General features: G+C 37.4%; 15 protein-coding genes and 2 pseudogenes. 14 read left to right on the top strand and 3 right to left on the bottom strand.

Annotated elements, in window-relative coordinates; genetic code table 11:
• The first annotated feature begins 563 nt into the window (after positions 1 to 563).
• The 7 genes and pseudogenes from AC787_RS12485 to AC787_RS12455 all read left to right on the top strand — a co-directional run bounded on the left by AC787_RS12485 (position 564) and on the right by AC787_RS12455 (position 6,896).
• Positions 564 to 1,691: a low temperature requirement protein A gene (locus AC787_RS12485; RefSeq protein WP_054025089.1), complete on the top strand. Its 1,128-nt coding sequence runs from the start codon at positions 564 to 566 to the stop codon at positions 1,689 to 1,691.
• Between the two features lie 162 nt (positions 1,692 to 1,853).
• Positions 1,854 to 2,795: a hypothetical protein gene (locus AC787_RS12480; protein WP_054025088.1), complete on the top strand. Its 942-nt coding sequence runs from the start codon at positions 1,854 to 1,856 to the stop codon at positions 2,793 to 2,795.
• 82 nt (positions 2,796 to 2,877) lie between these two features.
• Positions 2,878 to 3,948, top strand: a complete 1,071-nt coding sequence (locus AC787_RS12475; RefSeq protein WP_054025087.1) for a DUF4037 domain-containing protein — start codon at positions 2,878 to 2,880, stop codon at positions 3,946 to 3,948.
• Positions 3,949 to 4,141: 193 nt separating this feature from the next.
• Complete coding sequence (locus tag AC787_RS12470) at positions 4,142 to 4,471, top strand: PadR family transcriptional regulator (RefSeq protein WP_054025086.1); 330 nt, start codon at positions 4,142 to 4,144, stop codon at positions 4,469 to 4,471.
• 14 nt (positions 4,472 to 4,485) lie between these two features.
• Positions 4,486 to 5,013: pseudogene (locus AC787_RS35360) on the top strand (pentapeptide repeat-containing protein); the annotation flags it as partial.
• 353 nt (positions 5,014 to 5,366) lie between these two features.
• Positions 5,367 to 6,128, top strand: coding sequence for an ABC transporter ATP-binding protein (locus AC787_RS12460; protein WP_054025084.1), 762 nt, complete (start codon positions 5,367 to 5,369; stop codon positions 6,126 to 6,128).
• On the top strand, positions 6,129 to 6,896 hold the full coding sequence (locus AC787_RS12455) for an ABC transporter permease (protein WP_054025083.1): 768 nt from the start codon (positions 6,129 to 6,131) through the stop codon (positions 6,894 to 6,896). It begins immediately after the preceding gene.
• A 105-nt stretch (positions 6,897 to 7,001) separates the two neighbouring features.
• Here the strand turns inward: AC787_RS12455 and AC787_RS12450 are convergent, their stop codons facing one another.
• Positions 7,002 to 7,895 (bottom strand): AraC family transcriptional regulator, encoded by an 894-nt coding sequence (locus AC787_RS12450; RefSeq protein ID WP_054025082.1) that lies wholly within the window; start codon positions 7,893 to 7,895, stop codon positions 7,002 to 7,004.
• A 149-nt stretch (positions 7,896 to 8,044) separates the two neighbouring features.
• Here AC787_RS12450 and AC787_RS12445 point away from each other — a divergent pair, with 149 nt between their 5' ends.
• The 4 genes and pseudogenes from AC787_RS12445 to AC787_RS12435 all read left to right on the top strand — a co-directional run bounded on the left by AC787_RS12445 (position 8,045) and on the right by AC787_RS12435 (position 10,559).
• Positions 8,045 to 8,953, top strand: coding sequence for a DMT family transporter (locus AC787_RS12445; RefSeq protein ID WP_200930743.1), 909 nt, complete (start codon positions 8,045 to 8,047; stop codon positions 8,951 to 8,953).
• Positions 8,954 to 9,103 (top strand): annotated as a pseudogene (locus AC787_RS35355) (tRNA-binding protein); the annotation flags it as partial. It lies immediately after the preceding gene.
• A 632-nt stretch (positions 9,104 to 9,735) separates the two neighbouring features.
• Positions 9,736 to 10,095, top strand: coding sequence for a hypothetical protein (locus AC787_RS12440; protein WP_063847515.1), 360 nt, complete (start codon positions 9,736 to 9,738; stop codon positions 10,093 to 10,095).
• A 116-nt stretch (positions 10,096 to 10,211) separates the two neighbouring features.
• Complete coding sequence (locus AC787_RS12435; RefSeq protein WP_054024936.1) at positions 10,212 to 10,559, top strand: hypothetical protein; 348 nt, start codon at positions 10,212 to 10,214, stop codon at positions 10,557 to 10,559.
• A gap of 456 nt (positions 10,560 to 11,015) precedes the next feature.
• Here AC787_RS12435 and AC787_RS12430 read toward each other — a convergent pair whose 3' ends face one another.
• Both AC787_RS12430 and AC787_RS12425 read right to left on the bottom strand, forming a co-directional pair.
• Positions 11,016 to 11,672: a prepilin peptidase gene (locus AC787_RS12430; RefSeq protein WP_054025080.1), complete on the bottom strand. Its 657-nt coding sequence runs from the start codon at positions 11,670 to 11,672 to the stop codon at positions 11,016 to 11,018.
• A gap of 72 nt (positions 11,673 to 11,744) precedes the next feature.
• Complete coding sequence (locus AC787_RS12425) at positions 11,745 to 12,845, bottom strand: tyrosine-type recombinase/integrase (RefSeq protein WP_054025079.1); 1,101 nt, start codon at positions 12,843 to 12,845, stop codon at positions 11,745 to 11,747.
• 316 nt (positions 12,846 to 13,161) lie between these two features.
• On the opposite strand from AC787_RS12425, the gene AC787_RS12420 reads away from it, so the two are divergent.
• From AC787_RS12420 to AC787_RS12410, 3 genes are all read left to right on the top strand, one after another.
• Complete coding sequence (locus AC787_RS12420; protein WP_054025078.1) at positions 13,162 to 14,142, top strand: helix-turn-helix domain-containing protein; 981 nt, start codon at positions 13,162 to 13,164, stop codon at positions 14,140 to 14,142.
• A 79-nt stretch (positions 14,143 to 14,221) separates the two neighbouring features.
• Positions 14,222 to 14,650 carry a GIY-YIG nuclease family protein gene (locus AC787_RS12415; RefSeq protein ID WP_054025077.1) on the top strand — a complete coding sequence of 143 codons (429 nt, stop codon included), beginning with the start codon at positions 14,222 to 14,224 and terminating at the stop codon, positions 14,648 to 14,650.
• Positions 14,651 to 14,794: 144 nt separating this feature from the next.
• Positions 14,795 to 15,613 (top strand): hypothetical protein, encoded by an 819-nt coding sequence (locus AC787_RS12410; RefSeq protein WP_054025076.1) that lies wholly within the window; start codon positions 14,795 to 14,797, stop codon positions 15,611 to 15,613.
• Positions 15,614 to 15,934: the final 321 nt, after the last annotated feature.

Here is a 15,934-nt window from a genome sequence, read left to right as displayed (position 1 = left end):
TTCCATTGTTTGGTAGTAATTGGAGATAGCTTTTGGCAGCATATGTAGAAGTCCGTTTTTAAAATACAACAATTATTTGATTTTGAGGGTCTAAGTGGAAGAGTAATGTCTTCTTCCTATACTCCTATGCCTGAACATCCTAACTACGGACCTATGATTGACGAATTGAAAAAGTTATTTAATCGATATGAGAAAAACGGTAAAGTACCTTTTATATATGAAACAGAGTTATATTGGGGAGAGATTTAATATTCAATTAGGGAGCGTGAGTTGAAGAATCGATATAGATAGTGCAATAAAAGAGAAGTTCTATCCAAAGAAAACCACTCCATTGTCGGAGTGGCTTCTTCTTTATATACTGATGTACATTTTCTGGTCATACTATACTTTGTGCTTTGATACATTACGGTGAACCGTATCATAGACAAGCCCGCTTCCTTCCTCAGTTTCAATTCGAATAATCATATTGCCCTATGCAGTAATCGATAAATTCGATTAAAATGGGTAAGTATTCAAAAAGCTGTGATAGGGATTCAACACATTCAAACCAAGGGAGTAAAACGATGAATAAGCACACATCGGGATTTGAACACAACTCAGCATTTGCTGAAAAGAAAGTTACCTGGCTAGAACTATTTTATGATCTACTTTTTGTAGCTGCAGTTTCAAAAGCGAGCCATGTCTTGTTACATGTAGAATCTGGTTCAATTCCATTTGAATACTTATCCAAATTCATCCTAATATTTGTTCCGATCTGGTGGGCATGGGTTGGGCAATCTCTCTTTGTAAATCGATTTGGACAAGACATCTTTTCACACCGAATATTTCTGATTCTACAATTATTTTTTGTGTTAATAATGACAGCCAGCTTATCTGTTGATTTTGATCAATACTATGTTTCATTCTTAATAGGCTATGTTGGTTTAAGAGCTATGACAGCCATTCAATATCTTTCGGTACAAAAGAAAGAAGAAGCAGATAGAAAGATCACTGCCCGTTATTTGGGAAGTCGATTTTGGATTGGATTGGTGATCTCTTCTTTATCACTTTTCTTTGACTCTTGGATTCGTTATCTAGTTTTGTATGCGGGAATTATTATAGACATATTACTCCCATTAATCGGTCGGCAATACTTGGTGAAAAGCCCTATAAATACTCACCATTTATTAGAACGCTTCTCGTTGTTTACTCTCATTCTTCTTGGCGAATCAGTAATCAGTATACTTGCAGTATTGCAATCTAGCTACTGGACGTGGCAATCTGTTTTATTTGCAATATTAACTTTTTTATTAATTATTGCTATGTGGTGGCAATATTTTGATAATGTTGAAAAGAAAGTGGACAAGACCATAGAGACCGCCGGGCAAACCATAATTTATGGCCATTTATTTATTTATATATCCTTGTGTATGATTGCAGCTTCGATTCAATTGCTATTTTTAGAACAATTAAATTATACATTTATGTTATGTTTTGTTTTTGGGTCTGTACTGCTCTACTTCTTCTCTACCTCGTTGGTCTTCCATAAATATAGACACTTACATCAAAGATTAGGGATATTTCATTTAGCGTTATTATTAGGCTTGCTTGGAGTTTTTTTTACAGTAGATTTGTTTTTCCTTATACCAAATTACCTGATCATTGGAGAAATGATGTTATTCTTTGTTGTATATGCAAAACTAACGACTTGAATTCTTGTTTGTTTGATTCTGATAAAGATCCGATTTTCAGGACAAAACACTGGCATAATTTGGAATGAATACGAAGTATCGAGGCATTGGTTTCTTAGATACTAAGGCGCCTCCAATTTTGGGGCGTTTTTTATATTTATTTAGCAATGGAGGGTGAAATTTATGGAACCTACGCTTTCAGCCGATCTTGAAAGAATCCTGCGAAAACTTGAAAAAGCTGATTTAATTAATCTTTTAGTTGATAGGATATCCTCAAGTGACTTGAATTCACTTCTCTTAAAAGTATTCAGCGAGAAAACAAAAACATCTTCTCCGAATGATCTACTTAAAAGATATCGGGAAAACCGTTTTGTACACCCAGCTGAGGTCGATGTAATCTTGCTTAAGAAGTTGGAGATGGACGTTTTAGAAATTGCTTCTAAACATTATATTTCACCAATTCAATTATCTCCCGTTGCACCTTTGGGTTGTTCTTCTGTGCTAGGAACGGTTGATCAAAACAAAGCGATCTCAGCCCTTAGAGGAACGGAAGTTGTATCAGATGCAACTAATCTCTTAGCATTACATATCAGTGAATTAATAAAAACAAATAATTCAAAGAATAAGAGAGATAATTTTATTCGTTTCTGTACAACCCATAGACATGTCCGAGCGCAATTCTTTGGAGATGCTCCAGGGATGCTGCCACATTTCCATTTATTTTGTATGGTGACTTCTGGAGTAGATGAAGGTTCCTACAGCTTCGAAAAACAATCATTATGGGAACATATAAAAGTTTACCAAAGTATATTCAAAACTCTTTTTGGATCTGAAATCGAGATCATCTTAAGTGCACGTAATGGTTACAAAGATACTGATGGTCTGGTTTCTAGGATCATAAAACACGGGCATGAACTGTCAATGAATGTGTCGGTAATTGCAGGTGAGCCGAATAAGGAAAACCAGTATTACAAAGGATTGCAATTTACTTTAAAGACATTTATAGGTGAAACGGAGTATTTCATTGGCGATGGTGGCTTTGTAGATTGGACACAAAATATGTTAGGTAGCAGGAAAGAGCGGCTATTAATTAGTGCAATTGGTCTGGATAGACTAATTTTATAAATTTCTACAAGCTGGAGTGAACATTTACCCAAACAGAGTTCGATCAGGCATGAGAATTTCATTAGACGTGGGGGGAATGAAGATGTCTTTTATAAATGGAATAGAATTATGTCGTCGATTTCATACGGAAGTCGTTGAGCCTGTCATGACGGACTCCTACCCTTTATTGTCCTATTCATCGGCTCTAATGGGTCCCGGCAGTGAAGTGCTGGGATATGATACGGAAATGTCAACGGATCATGATTGGGGACCCCGGGTATATCTTTTTCTTAACGAACAAGATTTCGGGTATTCCGAACGAATTCAAGTATCTCTACTCGGGCGAGCTCCGGGACGGTTTTATGGCTTCCCGGTTGATGTACGAATGAGCGTGATTACAACGGTGCCAAGGTTTATTGAAAGCTACTTGGGTGTTAACAGAGATGAACCCATAGAGCCAGTGGATTGGCTAACTTTTCCTTCGCAGTCGCTTCTTGAGATAACAAGGGGAGCAGTTTACAGGGACGATCATCGTCTACTTTACACGCTACGCAATCAACTCGATTATTACCCACAAGATGTTTGGTTGTACCTAATAGCATCAAATTGGCAGCGCATTGGTCAAGAAGAACATCTGATGCTTCGTTCCGGCTTTATAGGAGACGAACTTGGCTCAGCTATTATTGCTTCACGCCTTGTCCGTGATATCATAAACCTTTGCTTTCTAATGGAGCGTCAATATGCCCCTTATCCGAAATGGTTTGGTACTGCATTCAAGCATTTGAAATGCAGTGATCAATTAATGCCTTATCTTTGGACTGCGCAAACGGCAACTACATGGAGAGAACGTGAGCATGCATTTAATAATGCTTACAAACATTTATCAAATATGCATAACGGACTAAAGGTCACAGAAAAGATTCCTAATGACGTTTCATACTTCTATGATCGCCCCTTCAAAGTGATGGATGGTGAAGGAGTCGCTGGACTTATTGCGAATCAAATTGTAGATGCTGATATTAACCAGTTAGCAGAAAAACGTTTGATCGGTAACATAGATCAGATTACAGACAATACTGATTTTAGAAAAATAAATTGCTGGTCTGATGGAGAAGGACAATACGCAAGAACGGCTTTGAAAAATCTATTTATGCCTATAAAAAGAGATCAATAGTTCCACAACCTGATCTGCGACGGCATACTTTTGTTAAGCTAACTGGGAACGATAGTTGAATAATACACATTAATGAGCAGGTGCTACGGTACCCTGCTCTTTTTATTTTCCTAGGCAAAGTAATCAATTTAAAATACTACCTTGACAGTCATAGTAGTATGTCGTATTATAAAAATGCGAGGTGAACATATATATGAGTGAAAACAAAATTACATCCGACCTGCTGCGTGGACATACCGATACGATGATCTTACGGCTCTTATCCGAAGCTGACCGCTACGGTTACGAGATCGTCAAACTGATTGCCGATCGCTCGGGCGGCGAGTATGAATTAAAGGAAGCCACGATGTACTCCAGCGTCCGACGGCTTGAGGCGGACGGTGATATAGAGTGGTATTGGGGTGATGAATCTCAGGGTGGACGTCGTAAATATTTTAGAATTACCGAAAAGGGTAAGACTGCTTACGCCCGCAATAAAAGCAACTGGGAGTATGCGAAGCGCGTGCTTGAAGACTTATTATAAGGAGAGATGAAGTTATGAATCAGAAATTGACGAATTATTTGAACGGTGTATTTATGCCATACGATGGAGTAAAAAGCGCCACCGAATTAAAGGCCGACCTACACTCCGATTTACAGGAGCGGTTCCGTGAACTCAAAGCTGAGGGCAAGGACGATGAAGCAGCGTTTAAGATGACTATTGAGAGTATCGGCGACATCGAGCAAACGATCCTGGAGGTCGCCAACCTCTCCCGCTCGCTGGAACGTCAGGTAGTGACAAACTTTAGCGCAAGCAACCTGGCGAAAAGCGACTTTGCCGGCGTTACGGCCCATAAAGGACAGTTTAATGGTAGCGCGTTGCACGGTTCCGACTTTTCGGGCGCAGATTTGACCGGCAGTTCGTTTAAGAGCAGCGACGTACGCGAAGCCATTTTTGACGGCGCGAATCTGACGGACTGCAGCCTATCCGCACTTGACCTGACAAATGCAAGCTTCAATAAGACGATCCTTGTACGAACCAATTTCAGCAAGTCGGGGCTTGACGGAGCGAAATTCACAGGAGTAAGACTGACCGACGTGACGTTAACGCTGACCGATCTTAGCAAAACGATTTTTGAAGGTTGTTTATTTGATGGGGTTGACTTCAAGTACTCCGCCTTGGGTGGGCAGCGTTTTGACGGGCAAACCTTTATCGGCGTTAAATTTGACAAGGCGGCATTAAACGAAGTTTCGTTTAGGGGAGCAACGCTTAAAAATGTGTCTTTTATTTCAGGTTTTACGTTAACGAAGAAATATTATCGCATCATAAAAACGATCTGCTTTGACGGAGCGATGATGGATAAGTTGACTTATGCCTCTCTTAAGGGCATGGAGGCCAATCTGTCTAAGGTTACCGTAATTTAAGGGGGGATAAAAATATGCTAAACAAATCAATTAAAGTAACAGGACTCATAAAGTCCTATAAGGATCTTCACGTCCTGAAGGGTGTAGATTTTGAGGTGGAAGAGGGCAGTATCTTCGCGTTGCTCGGGTCCAACGGGGCAGGCAAGACTACGGTTGTCAAAATCCTCACCACGCTGCTCAAACAAGATGGCGGATCCGTTACCGTAAACGGATTCGATGTTGCTTCAAAACCCGAGAATGTGCGACAAGCGATCAGTCTGACCGGTCAATTTGCCGCCGTTGACGAATTATTGACCGGACGGGAAAATCTTATCTTGATTGCCAAGTTACGATACCTTAAAAACCCACGACAGGTTGCAGACGATTTGCTTAAAAGCTTCGGCCTGACAGAAGCCGCAGACCGTAGAGTATCCACTTATTCGGGTGGTATGCGCCGCAGGCTCGACATCGCCTTGAGCCTTGTGGGAAAACCAAAGATCATATTCCTCGACGAGCCGACCACAGGACTCGACCCTGAGGCACGTATCGAGGTATGGAAGATTGTCAAAGAGCTTGCGGGCGGCGGTACGACGGTTCTTCTAACCACGCAGTATCTGGAAGAGGCAGAGCAGCTTGCCGACAAAATTGCCATTTTGCATGAGGGTAAGATTATTGCCAGCGGCACGCTTTCGGAGCTGAAAAAGATGTTCCCACTCGCAAAGGTGGAGTATGTTGAAAAACAGCCGACATTAGAGGATATTTTCCTTGCAATCGTCGGCAAAAGGGAGGGAAAGTAAATGGAGGGAGTAAAGAAACACTTCTTTAGCGATATGAGCATTATGCTAGGACGTTCTATGCGTCATATTTCTCGCAGCATGGACACGATTATTACGGTCACCATCACGCCGATTGCGTTGATGTTGCTGTTCGTCTATGTGTTCGGCGGTGCCATTCAAACGGGAACGGATAACTATGTGAATTACTTGCTACCAGGTATACTTCTAATTGCCATTGCTAGCGGAATATCCTACACGGCTTTTCGACTGTTCAACGATGTGCAGAAGGGCATATTCGAGCGGTTTCAAACCATGCCCATTTCACGTTCCGCATTTCTTTGGGGACATGTGCTCACCTCACTAGTATCCAACGCTATATCCCTTATCATAATCATTCTCATAGCTTTGATTATGGGCTTTCATTCGTCTGCGGGGATACTGTCGTGGCTTGCGGTTGTCGGCATACTCGCTCTGTTTACGCTGGCATTAACTTGGCTAGCGGCCATTGCAGGTCTGTCAGCAAAAACGGTCGATGGCGCAAGTGCCTTTTCCTACCCGCTTATCTTCCTACCGTTTATCAGCTCGGCATTTGTTCCGACCGAGTCGATGCCGAAGGTCGTTCGCATCTTCGCTGAAAATCAGCCGGTGACCTCGATCGTAGAGGCTATCCGTGCGCTGCTGTCAGGTCAGCCGGTGGGCAATGATATATGGGTCGCTCTTGCTTGGTGCGTCGGAATTTTGTTCGTAGCCTATTTCTTTGCAATGAGGGTGTATAAAAAGAGAGTGTGAAGAAGGACATCATTGTCCGAATGAAGTCCGCGGAAACCGCGGGCTTTATTTTGTTCTTTGTTTATAGTGAAGTGAAGGTATAAATGTAGTGTCATCCTTTTTGATTTAATGAGTCTGTTCATTTCTAATTTTTCTGAACTCCTTAGGAGTTATGTTTAGATGTTTTTTAAAAGACTGAATAAAGTGATTTGCATTATTGAAACCAACTCGCTGTGCGATTTCAGTTATCATATAGTCAGTTGATATTAACAACTCACAGCTTTTTTTAATACGATATTTAACCAAGTAGAAATACGGAGTCATATGGATGCTTTTTTTAAAACCGCGAGTGCACTCCGATACACTTAAATGCGCTACATCAGCTATTTCCTTCAATGTCAAATGGTTAGAATAGTTTTGGTGAATAAAGCTAAGCATCAATTGCAGTCTCTCTTGGTGGAGTCTGTTGTATTTAGATGACTCATCGGAGGAAAGTGGAAAATTTGATATAAGAATTAACCATAACTGAATCGTTTTGATGGAAACCTCATACTCCCACCCCCAGCTTTTTTTCGATTCAAATTCTTTTTTCATATCCCAAAGAATTTTTAGAATTTGATTATGCCAATCTGTATCCCCTTTGATTTCTATACTCAACAAGAAAGAATTGGTATACGGAAGTACATATTTTTTTTCCATAGCACTATCTGAATAAAAAGCGAGCAACTTCTCTGGGAAGTTAAAACTGACATATTCACCATCTTGGTTAAGGGATGTAACAATGTGAAGAACGCTCTTATTAATAAATATGGCCTGGCCCGTTTCTAAATCATAATTGATTCCATTGACTTGTATTGTTAGTTTCCCTTTGGTCACTAAAGTAATTTGTAGTTCTGCGTGCCAATGTAGATCGTTAACGCCTCTGCCTTTAGGAATAGATCCATGATTGGTATGAGTGTACATGATGTATGGAAATGCCTCGTCAGGATACTGAATGGCTTCGTGTAATTGTTTATTCAAAGTAATTCTCCTTATTAGACGATATTTCGATATAAATTAAAGATTTAATTGCACAAAATAGGCGCCTGTGATGATATTATTATATCCAGCTTAGGCTTATCATTCAATTCTGTGCACAGGAATTATATCTACATCTTGGAGGAACTATGATTAGTTCAAATAAACCTTCTTTACGATTTCATCCGTTTATTTTGTTATTTATCAGTATATTGTCCGTTTCTATCTCTTCCATCATGATTAAATTTTCAGATACACCAACTTCTGTGGCTGGGATGTACAGATTGTTTATTACCGTAATCATCATGCTCTTTTTTGTACCTTGGAAAATGTTTCGCTCTATTGAGATGAATAAAAAAGAGTGGAGTATCGTCATTTTAGCCGGCCTTTTTCTAGGGTTACACTTTTTATTCTGGATGGAATCATTAGTCTATACATCAGTTGCAAGTTCCATGGTCATCTTAGCGTTACAGCCATTATTTGTTATGACCGGTTCCTACTTTTTGTTCAAAGAACGTGTTAAACTACTGACCATTTTTTGCTTGATCGTTGCTCTTTTGGGTTCAATCGTTATTGCGTGGGGAGACATAGGGATTTCGAAAGATGCGCTAATTGGTGACGGATTATCGTTAATAGGCACATTCTTTGCTTCAGCCTATCTGTTGGCGGGACAAAAAGTAAGCCGCAAAATCAATGCAAATGTGTACAGCATTTTCGTCTTTTTTATTGGTGGCAGCGTCATGCTCGTCTACAATTTGATAAATAATTTCTCATTAATTGATTACGACACATCAGATTGGACTTATTTTTTATTGCTTGCAATAATCCCAACTATTTTTGGACAATACATTTTTAATCTTTTATTAAATTCAATTGGAGCTACAACTGTCTCGGTTGGTATTATTGGAGAACCGATTCTTGCCATTATTCTTGCGTATTTCTTATTAGGTGAAACAATTTCTTCATTTCAGTTCTTAGGTGGCATGATGACCTTAATCGGTATGGGAATGTATTTTTGGTCAAAATCTTTAAAATACAAGGTGCAAGATGTAACTGATTAGAAACAAATCATAGGAGTGGTTAACTTTCCAGCTCGAAATATTGCGGGTTTCCAATCAGAAGTATTAGTTCTTGGAGGAATACCGGAAAAGGGGGAAGTCATTCTCTTGAAACCAGATATCAAATTACTTAATGGGACGCCTATTGGGTGATTTAGGGGAAACGTAGTATTAAACTAACGAGGAACTATAGCTTAACTACACACAACGATGAGCAGGCACTGCGGAAGCCTGCTCATTTTATTATACTAACGGGCAGTTAAACGTAATTACAAGAGCATGAATAGGTTGGTTAATTCCAATATGTGGTATTATAGTCTAGCAAGTGTTTGTACGTATAATTATTGAATGGGGAAGTCGTATTTTGAACCAATGGAGAGAGTTTACGGACAGAAAGTGAAGAAGTATATGCTACAGTGTCGGATACATCATCAATAATTTCTAGGTTAGGGGAAAAAACTAATGGCTTTTTTATTTGCTTTATTGGCTTTTTTATTTATGTTGTTTTTTTTAAGTACATTCCGTGCTCTTATTAATAAAGAAAACAGTACTCAATTGACTATTATTACTTCATTACTTTTTGGGGGGCTATTTTGGGTATGTATACTAATTTGGGATCAATAGAGTTTTTGAACTAACGGGCAGGATAGTTTAATAACTTCGCGAATACCTTAGGCAAGGCGATTTTACTAACTTCGCGAAAAAGATGTTAGAAGAAATCGGTGGAAGCAATAAAACCACCATTAAAGAACAAGATATTAGACTTTTAAGAAGGTGGGTTAGGTTTGAAATTTAATGAACTTTCAAAAATATTTGTTAATGAATTCCCAAAATTCAAGCTTAACCTTATTGAACACGAAGCAAAATTTAAAGAAGTTCTTAACCATGTGTTTTTTGGTGACTTAAATGATTATTTAATCCGATTACTAAGAAAAGATATAGAAACCGAGTTACTAGTACGATTGTTTGAATTTTATGAGAGGATGGAATTAAAGGGGGATACATTAGTTAAAGAAGTTTTGTCTTGTACTATTCTAGAGAGGCTTGGGGACGAAAAGGAAATACTAGAAATTGCTTATAAATATATGGGTAAGGAAACAAGAAAAGCGTCTGATAATATTGAAAGAGAATGGGGGAGATTATGAGAGCAACGAGCCATTCGGAAAGATTTATTACGCTAACGGGAAACGATAGTTCAATAAACTTCAGCTCCTTATCTATCTATCTATATAATCAAAATGATTCATTATGGGGGGAGAGTATGCCTTGTGCCCATGAATTTGGGATACTTGATGATTTAGACAAACTGAAAGATTACAATGATTATGAACCACTCAAATATAACTGTATTTCTGTTGATGATGAGAGTATAACTWGTGTAAATAAACATTTATCTATCATGAAAACCTACTTTCATTCTTTTAATCGCCCTGAATTTGGTTTAGCCTATTGGGGAATTACAATTATTCCACCTGAGTCATTGTCATTGTTTTATGATGTTGTCACGTCTTTAGAGCACTTTAAGAAATCAGTTGGGCTTAATGAACTAGCATCAAAAATTTTACAAGCAAAAGAAAAACAGAAATATATGATACATTTCGGAATTTGAACTTAATGTATTGTGTGGTTATTGAACTAACGGGTAACGTTAGCTCAATAAGCACGAAGAAACGGCAGCTGATACATGGCTGCCGTTTTCTTACAGGATCTTCGAAATTAGGAAATATGAACTTTAAGCGGAGATCGCATCTCGGTATATAATCGGGTAGAGATCGCGCACTGTAATCTCTGTTAATATTGTTCTTTTTCATATTCACTACGATCTCCCTCTATTTGAAGAAGATGATATGCAAGCTTACTTTGCTCGAGTAAAGACAATCTATCGAAAGGTAGATCACTTAAACCAGGCTCTAACTTCATTAGTAGTCCGCTTAGTTTTTTGAACTCATTTCTTTTCAATTTGTCCTTGAAGATCTGAATGATATTTAATCATGTAAAATTTAATAAATAACCCCTTAGTGTTGTCCCCATTTTCTTGATAATGCTTCGGCCTTCTTACTCGAGACTAATAGAAAGCCGCCCAATAGATCATATGATAGAGATTATCTCCCCAAATGTAGCTGATAAAACTTGCTGCTGTAATAAAGGGGCCAAATGGTATGGTTGTATCTTTTTTATAGCCACCAATAATCAATAAGTATAAAGCGGCAAATGTACCCATAAAACAAAATAATAAAAATGACAAAAGGGATAGTTGTATACCAAGAACTAATCCAGTTAAAAAGAGCAATTTTATATCACCGCCGCCAATGACAGGAGCGCGATTTTCTTTATAACAAATTAATGCAATAAGATAAAATATACCCGCTCCAATTAACGCTGCAAATAAGTAGTTCCAATAGGGGAGTGGATGAATAAAGATTCGAATGAGTGTTAGGAATAGTATACCTGGTAAGATTATTATATCAGGTATAATTTTCTGGCGTAAATCAGTTATTGTCACCATAACGGCAGTAAGTACAAACGGTAAGGCAATTATCCATTCTGTTGAGAACTCGTAAAAAAATCCAAGTATTCCAAATGTAGCTCCTAACAATAAACGAACTCTGAGTGTGGAAGTTGAGTGAAGATTATTGTGAATAAGCCTATTACAAATATGATCGACTTTTCCGCCAATCATAAGACCGAAGAGCAAGGCGAACAATCCAAATAGTAGATACATTATATTTCACTTCCTGCAGCAAATTTATTGTTTAAATGTCAGCTTGTCTTGGAAACAAATAACCAAACAAAATTATTCTTGATGTTCACCAATATCAAGATCTACAAAATCACTTACATCTCTTTCTTTCTTCAGTAGTTTGCTGAGGTAATTTTCTTTAGTAATAGTGGAAGAGGAGTGACCTAATGTCTCGGAGATCCAATCCAAAGGAGCTCCTTGTGTGTAAGCAGTTTGAGCGAAATAATGTCGAAGATAATGGGGGGTTACCCGTCCACCGTAAATTGTCGTCAATTTAGCATCTGCCATTTGTTTAGATAAATAAGTCGAAAGACTAGATAGACTATAATGCCGACCAAACCGATTTGGATAAAAGGGTGTTTGATCGTCAGCATTGATAGCTATATTTAAGCCAAGCCGTTTCCTGTATTCAATTAGTACCTTAAGCGCATAATCCTTTATATGAGCATGACGCACCTTATCCCGCTTCGTTAAGGTTTTTAAGTAATACCTTCCTCTTTTCTTGTCAAAGTACAAATCTCCCCACTTAGGAGTAATGACTTCATTGAGTCTTAATGCACTTATTCCTAGAATGATAAGTAATGATTGTGTTTTGGGATGATCTGCGTAATAGATAATGGCTCTCTTTAAATCCGACTCCTCAATATCCCGCTCCGGTATATTAGGTTTACTACTCGCGATCGATCTTAGCCCTCTACTAATATTCTTAGTAAGATATCCTTCTTCAAAGCACCAAGTGAGAAACGAACGTATGATGACTAATTTCTTTTCACTTGTTTTAGGTTTTGTATATTTACGAATAAGAAGAGAGTGTAAGGTCTCCATGTCAAATCGGGAGAGTTCTTTTATATTTGCTTTTCCGATAATTCGAACATACTCAATAAATTTCAATAACTCTCGTACGTATTCAACCTTGGTCTGGATTTTACGTTTTCTTCCACGGTTATGTACATACAGATAGACCATGCCAATATTAGAAATAGAAGAATAATCGTAATTCCCTTCTGAGTCCTCACTGATAGAGATACGATCAAGCATATCCTGCAGGTGACGACCATCCAAAACCATTTTCTTAATTTGAATATAAGGTTCATCATTTGAGACTTCTATTAAATTAGAATTAGTATTTTCTATTAATAATTGATTTGAATACATACTTTATCACCAACCGAATCAAGGTATATATTTCTATTATATCAAATAATCTTTCGAAAAGTATTTCGATAGATAAAATTCGAAATATAAATCTAAACAAAAATAATAGATTATTCTTTTAGGTTTAACATAAGTATCTAAAAGACTTATTAACTGAATAGAGAATTCATTAGTTTAAAATATCTGTAATTAAGTAATTAAGCGTTACTCGAAGCTGTGGTATACTTAATAGTACATAATAATAATTGATAAATTTTAAGAATTGCATTCAATGAGTAATATAGAATTAGCTGAAGAGTAAGGGGAGAGAAAAACGATGAGTGAATATCTTAATGTAGCAGAAGCCGCAGAGGAAATTGGAGTGACTACAACGTCACTCTATAAATTGGTTAATCATTCGGATCAATCAAAGAGACTAGAACCAGTTAATAGACAGACTCATCGCGGAGATGGGGGATTTCGCTTCACAAGAGAAGAGATTGATCGTGTTAAAGTGCTCTATAAGAAGGATGACTTAACTTCAGCTGAAGCAGCTAAACGGATGGGACGATCAACTACTTATATCCATAAGTTAATCAATGATAATTCAATTGAATTTTACGAAAAAGAGTATCGTGGAAAAAAAACATATTTCATAAAAGAGGTTGATCTGAATCATTATTTAGAACTAAACCCCGATGCGGGAAAAACGGAGACACTTTTTGATAAGAGGAGTGGTATATTTCTTTACCAGCCATATTCCAAAGAAGGTAATATAGCACGTATTACGCGGTTAAAACGAATAAATCATCGTAAAGTAGAAGCCTTCCTTCAAACAAATGACGATCGTATGATTACACATGATACGGCTATCAAAGAAGGTTGGCAGCCAGTTATTCAACTCAAGGAAAAGAAGACGTTAACTTCCTATGGTTATGCAAAATTCATATTTCCAATTCCGAAGACGCTGGACTCGGTTATATATGCCGTTCTAGAAGAGTTTTTCATACACGCAGGGCCAGCAAATATGAGAATATCTGTTGAAGATAAACTTGTAGTAGAAGTTCGTAAATCAGTTTTGCTTGGTATCATGCCTGCGACACATCCAGATTTAATAGACAAGTTAAAACTTTTCATCGTTGAGGGCGAAGTAATACCGAAGTACGATGGCGTTCTCATTGATACTGGATTGTCACCCATCACCTTTTTCTTACCGGAGCAGCAGAAGTATGCACTTAATATTTTAGCTGCGAAGGAAGGGGTAAGTTTACAGGAGTGGATCGCTAAAAAAATATCTTTAATAGAAGAAATTCACTAGGTAATTAGGGATAAGTTGGTTTTATAGAACGTAAGGTGAATAACTCAGAGTAAAGCATGTGTTAAATAAGGAGGAAATCATGAAAATTGATACTGAGTGGAAGAATCAACTTGAGGGATCGTTAGACCATTTTCTTCAATTAACACCATTGATTATCAATACACTGAATAGGTCTGATTTTCCTCTTACCGGTGGCTTATATATGTTCTCAAGACTTGATGATAAAGAGTGCATTTATATCGGGAAATCAGGAAATCTACGTAACCGTGTATTTGATGCCCATTTAAAAGGGAACGGAAAATCAAGTTTTAGGAATGCGTTACTCGGATTAAAGAAGACTAGGAAACATGCAGCAGTGACAACAGAAGAAACGCTTGATGATTATATCAAAACGAATTACATTCTACGATTTCAAGAAGTAACGGACATTTTATATCGAGGCTGCCTAGAGGATTACGCTAATGCAGTGCTAAAGCCAGAGTATTCTGTGTCATTAAGTATGAAGTAGTTTATGTGAGTTTTGTGGTAATGAGGATCTTCTGATTTTTGGAAGGGGAAAAATGAACGATGTGTTTGACGATCACTAGAAAAGTAGAAAAAGTAACACTCGTTTATAACCGTTGATCATTCATCATTGTTGTTGGAGGAAGCTATGGATAAAAAGGAAATTTTTCTTAATGATATAAATTTCATAAATAGTAAATGGTTAAGAATTTTTGTCGTTTGCACGACAGTATTATTTATAATAACCGAATTCCTGTTTATTACTAGGGTGGAAGCTCCGGAACCTTACATATTTAACACTGCTGCTGTGTATATACTTATTCAATACTTCGCAACGCTCTTCGTAGATGATTTATATGAAGGCATGACCGGTTTAATGTTTAAGTATGCTGTCTTTCCAACATTTATTCCTCTTATAGTTACATATTATCTAATAAATGCAAATGAGCCATTGGCTGATAATTCGCTTATATTGTTTGTGAGCTGTATGTTATCGTATTCGCTACTTCAAATTTCGTTTCTATGGTTTAACACATATAGAAAGTTCAGTGGACACCGACATCTAAAAGAAGATGACTTAATAATATATCAATTTACGTTAGATAAGGTTAAAGCATCTACAGGTTTTGTTGCACCTATTTTTGGAATTATAGCACCATTTGTACAGTATGTTCCTGGTGTCACAAGTTATATTGATAAAGTGACGTATTTTATATCAATCGGTATCTTTCTAGGTATTTCTGCGATTTTCAGGGCTTTTATTGACTTATGGTTACTGGAACTTAATAACGAACGTAAGAAATATGTGGTGAGAACCGATAATCCAAGAATAAAAAATAAAAAATGGATAATATATAGGCGTAAAACGAAAATACTTACAAAAATACAATTAATCCAAAGTAATGATAAAGTGAATTCTGATGAAGCAGCAGTTGACTCTTTGGTTACAGACAATGGAACGTGTTGATGTTGTCGTAGACTTGGTGTTCTTGGCCATGTAATGATTTAATAGCTTCCGCATTGGAACATATTTCTTGCAGCACGCGATGAAACGACTCCATAAGAGCGTTTATAATAGGTGTACAAGTTTTACCTATATAGAATTAATCATATATTTGATTTAATGAGACTATGACACTGGACGACGTTTTTGGTAGAATAACCCGTTTTTCGTAGTAATAGAAGGTATGAAATCAAAAAGCGAATTTCCTTCAAGTTAAGCATTTCTCAGGTAAATTAAGCTAATTATATTAAATCGATAAAAGATATCTAGAATGAATATATAAAG

Origin of the sequence: Bacillus sp. FJAT-28004, assembly GCF_001280845.1 — a bacterium.
GTDB lineage: Bacteria > Bacillota > Bacilli > Paenibacillales > Paenibacillaceae > Pristimantibacillus.
The sequence above is the reverse complement of the archived record's forward strand: the minus strand, read 5'-3'. Positions and strand labels throughout refer to the sequence as shown.

Coding starts and splice junctions, on each gene's coding strand:
- AC787_RS12485 (WP_054025089.1), top strand. CDS start 564: ATGAATAAGCACACATCGGGATTTGAACACAACTCAGCATTTGCTGAA.
- AC787_RS12480 (WP_054025088.1), top strand. CDS start 1,854: ATGGAACCTACGCTTTCAGCCGATCTTGAAAGAATCCTGCGAAAACTT.
- AC787_RS12475 (WP_054025087.1), top strand. CDS start 2,878: ATGTCTTTTATAAATGGAATAGAATTATGTCGTCGATTTCATACGGAA.
- AC787_RS12470 (WP_054025086.1), top strand. CDS start 4,142: ATGAGTGAAAACAAAATTACATCCGACCTGCTGCGTGGACATACCGAT.
- AC787_RS12460 (WP_054025084.1), top strand. CDS start 5,367: ATGCTAAACAAATCAATTAAAGTAACAGGACTCATAAAGTCCTATAAG.
- AC787_RS12455 (WP_054025083.1), top strand. CDS start 6,129: ATGGAGGGAGTAAAGAAACACTTCTTTAGCGATATGAGCATTATGCTA.
- AC787_RS12430 (WP_054025080.1), bottom strand. CDS start 11,672: ATGTATCTACTATTTGGATTGTTCGCCTTGCTCTTCGGTCTTATGATT.
- AC787_RS12425 (WP_054025079.1), bottom strand. CDS start 12,845: ATGTATTCAAATCAATTATTAATAGAAAATACTAATTCTAATTTAATA.
- AC787_RS12420 (WP_054025078.1), top strand. CDS start 13,162: ATGAGTGAATATCTTAATGTAGCAGAAGCCGCAGAGGAAATTGGAGTG.
- AC787_RS12415 (WP_054025077.1), top strand. CDS start 14,222: ATGAAAATTGATACTGAGTGGAAGAATCAACTTGAGGGATCGTTAGAC.
- AC787_RS12410 (WP_054025076.1), top strand. CDS start 14,795: ATGGATAAAAAGGAAATTTTTCTTAATGATATAAATTTCATAAATAGT.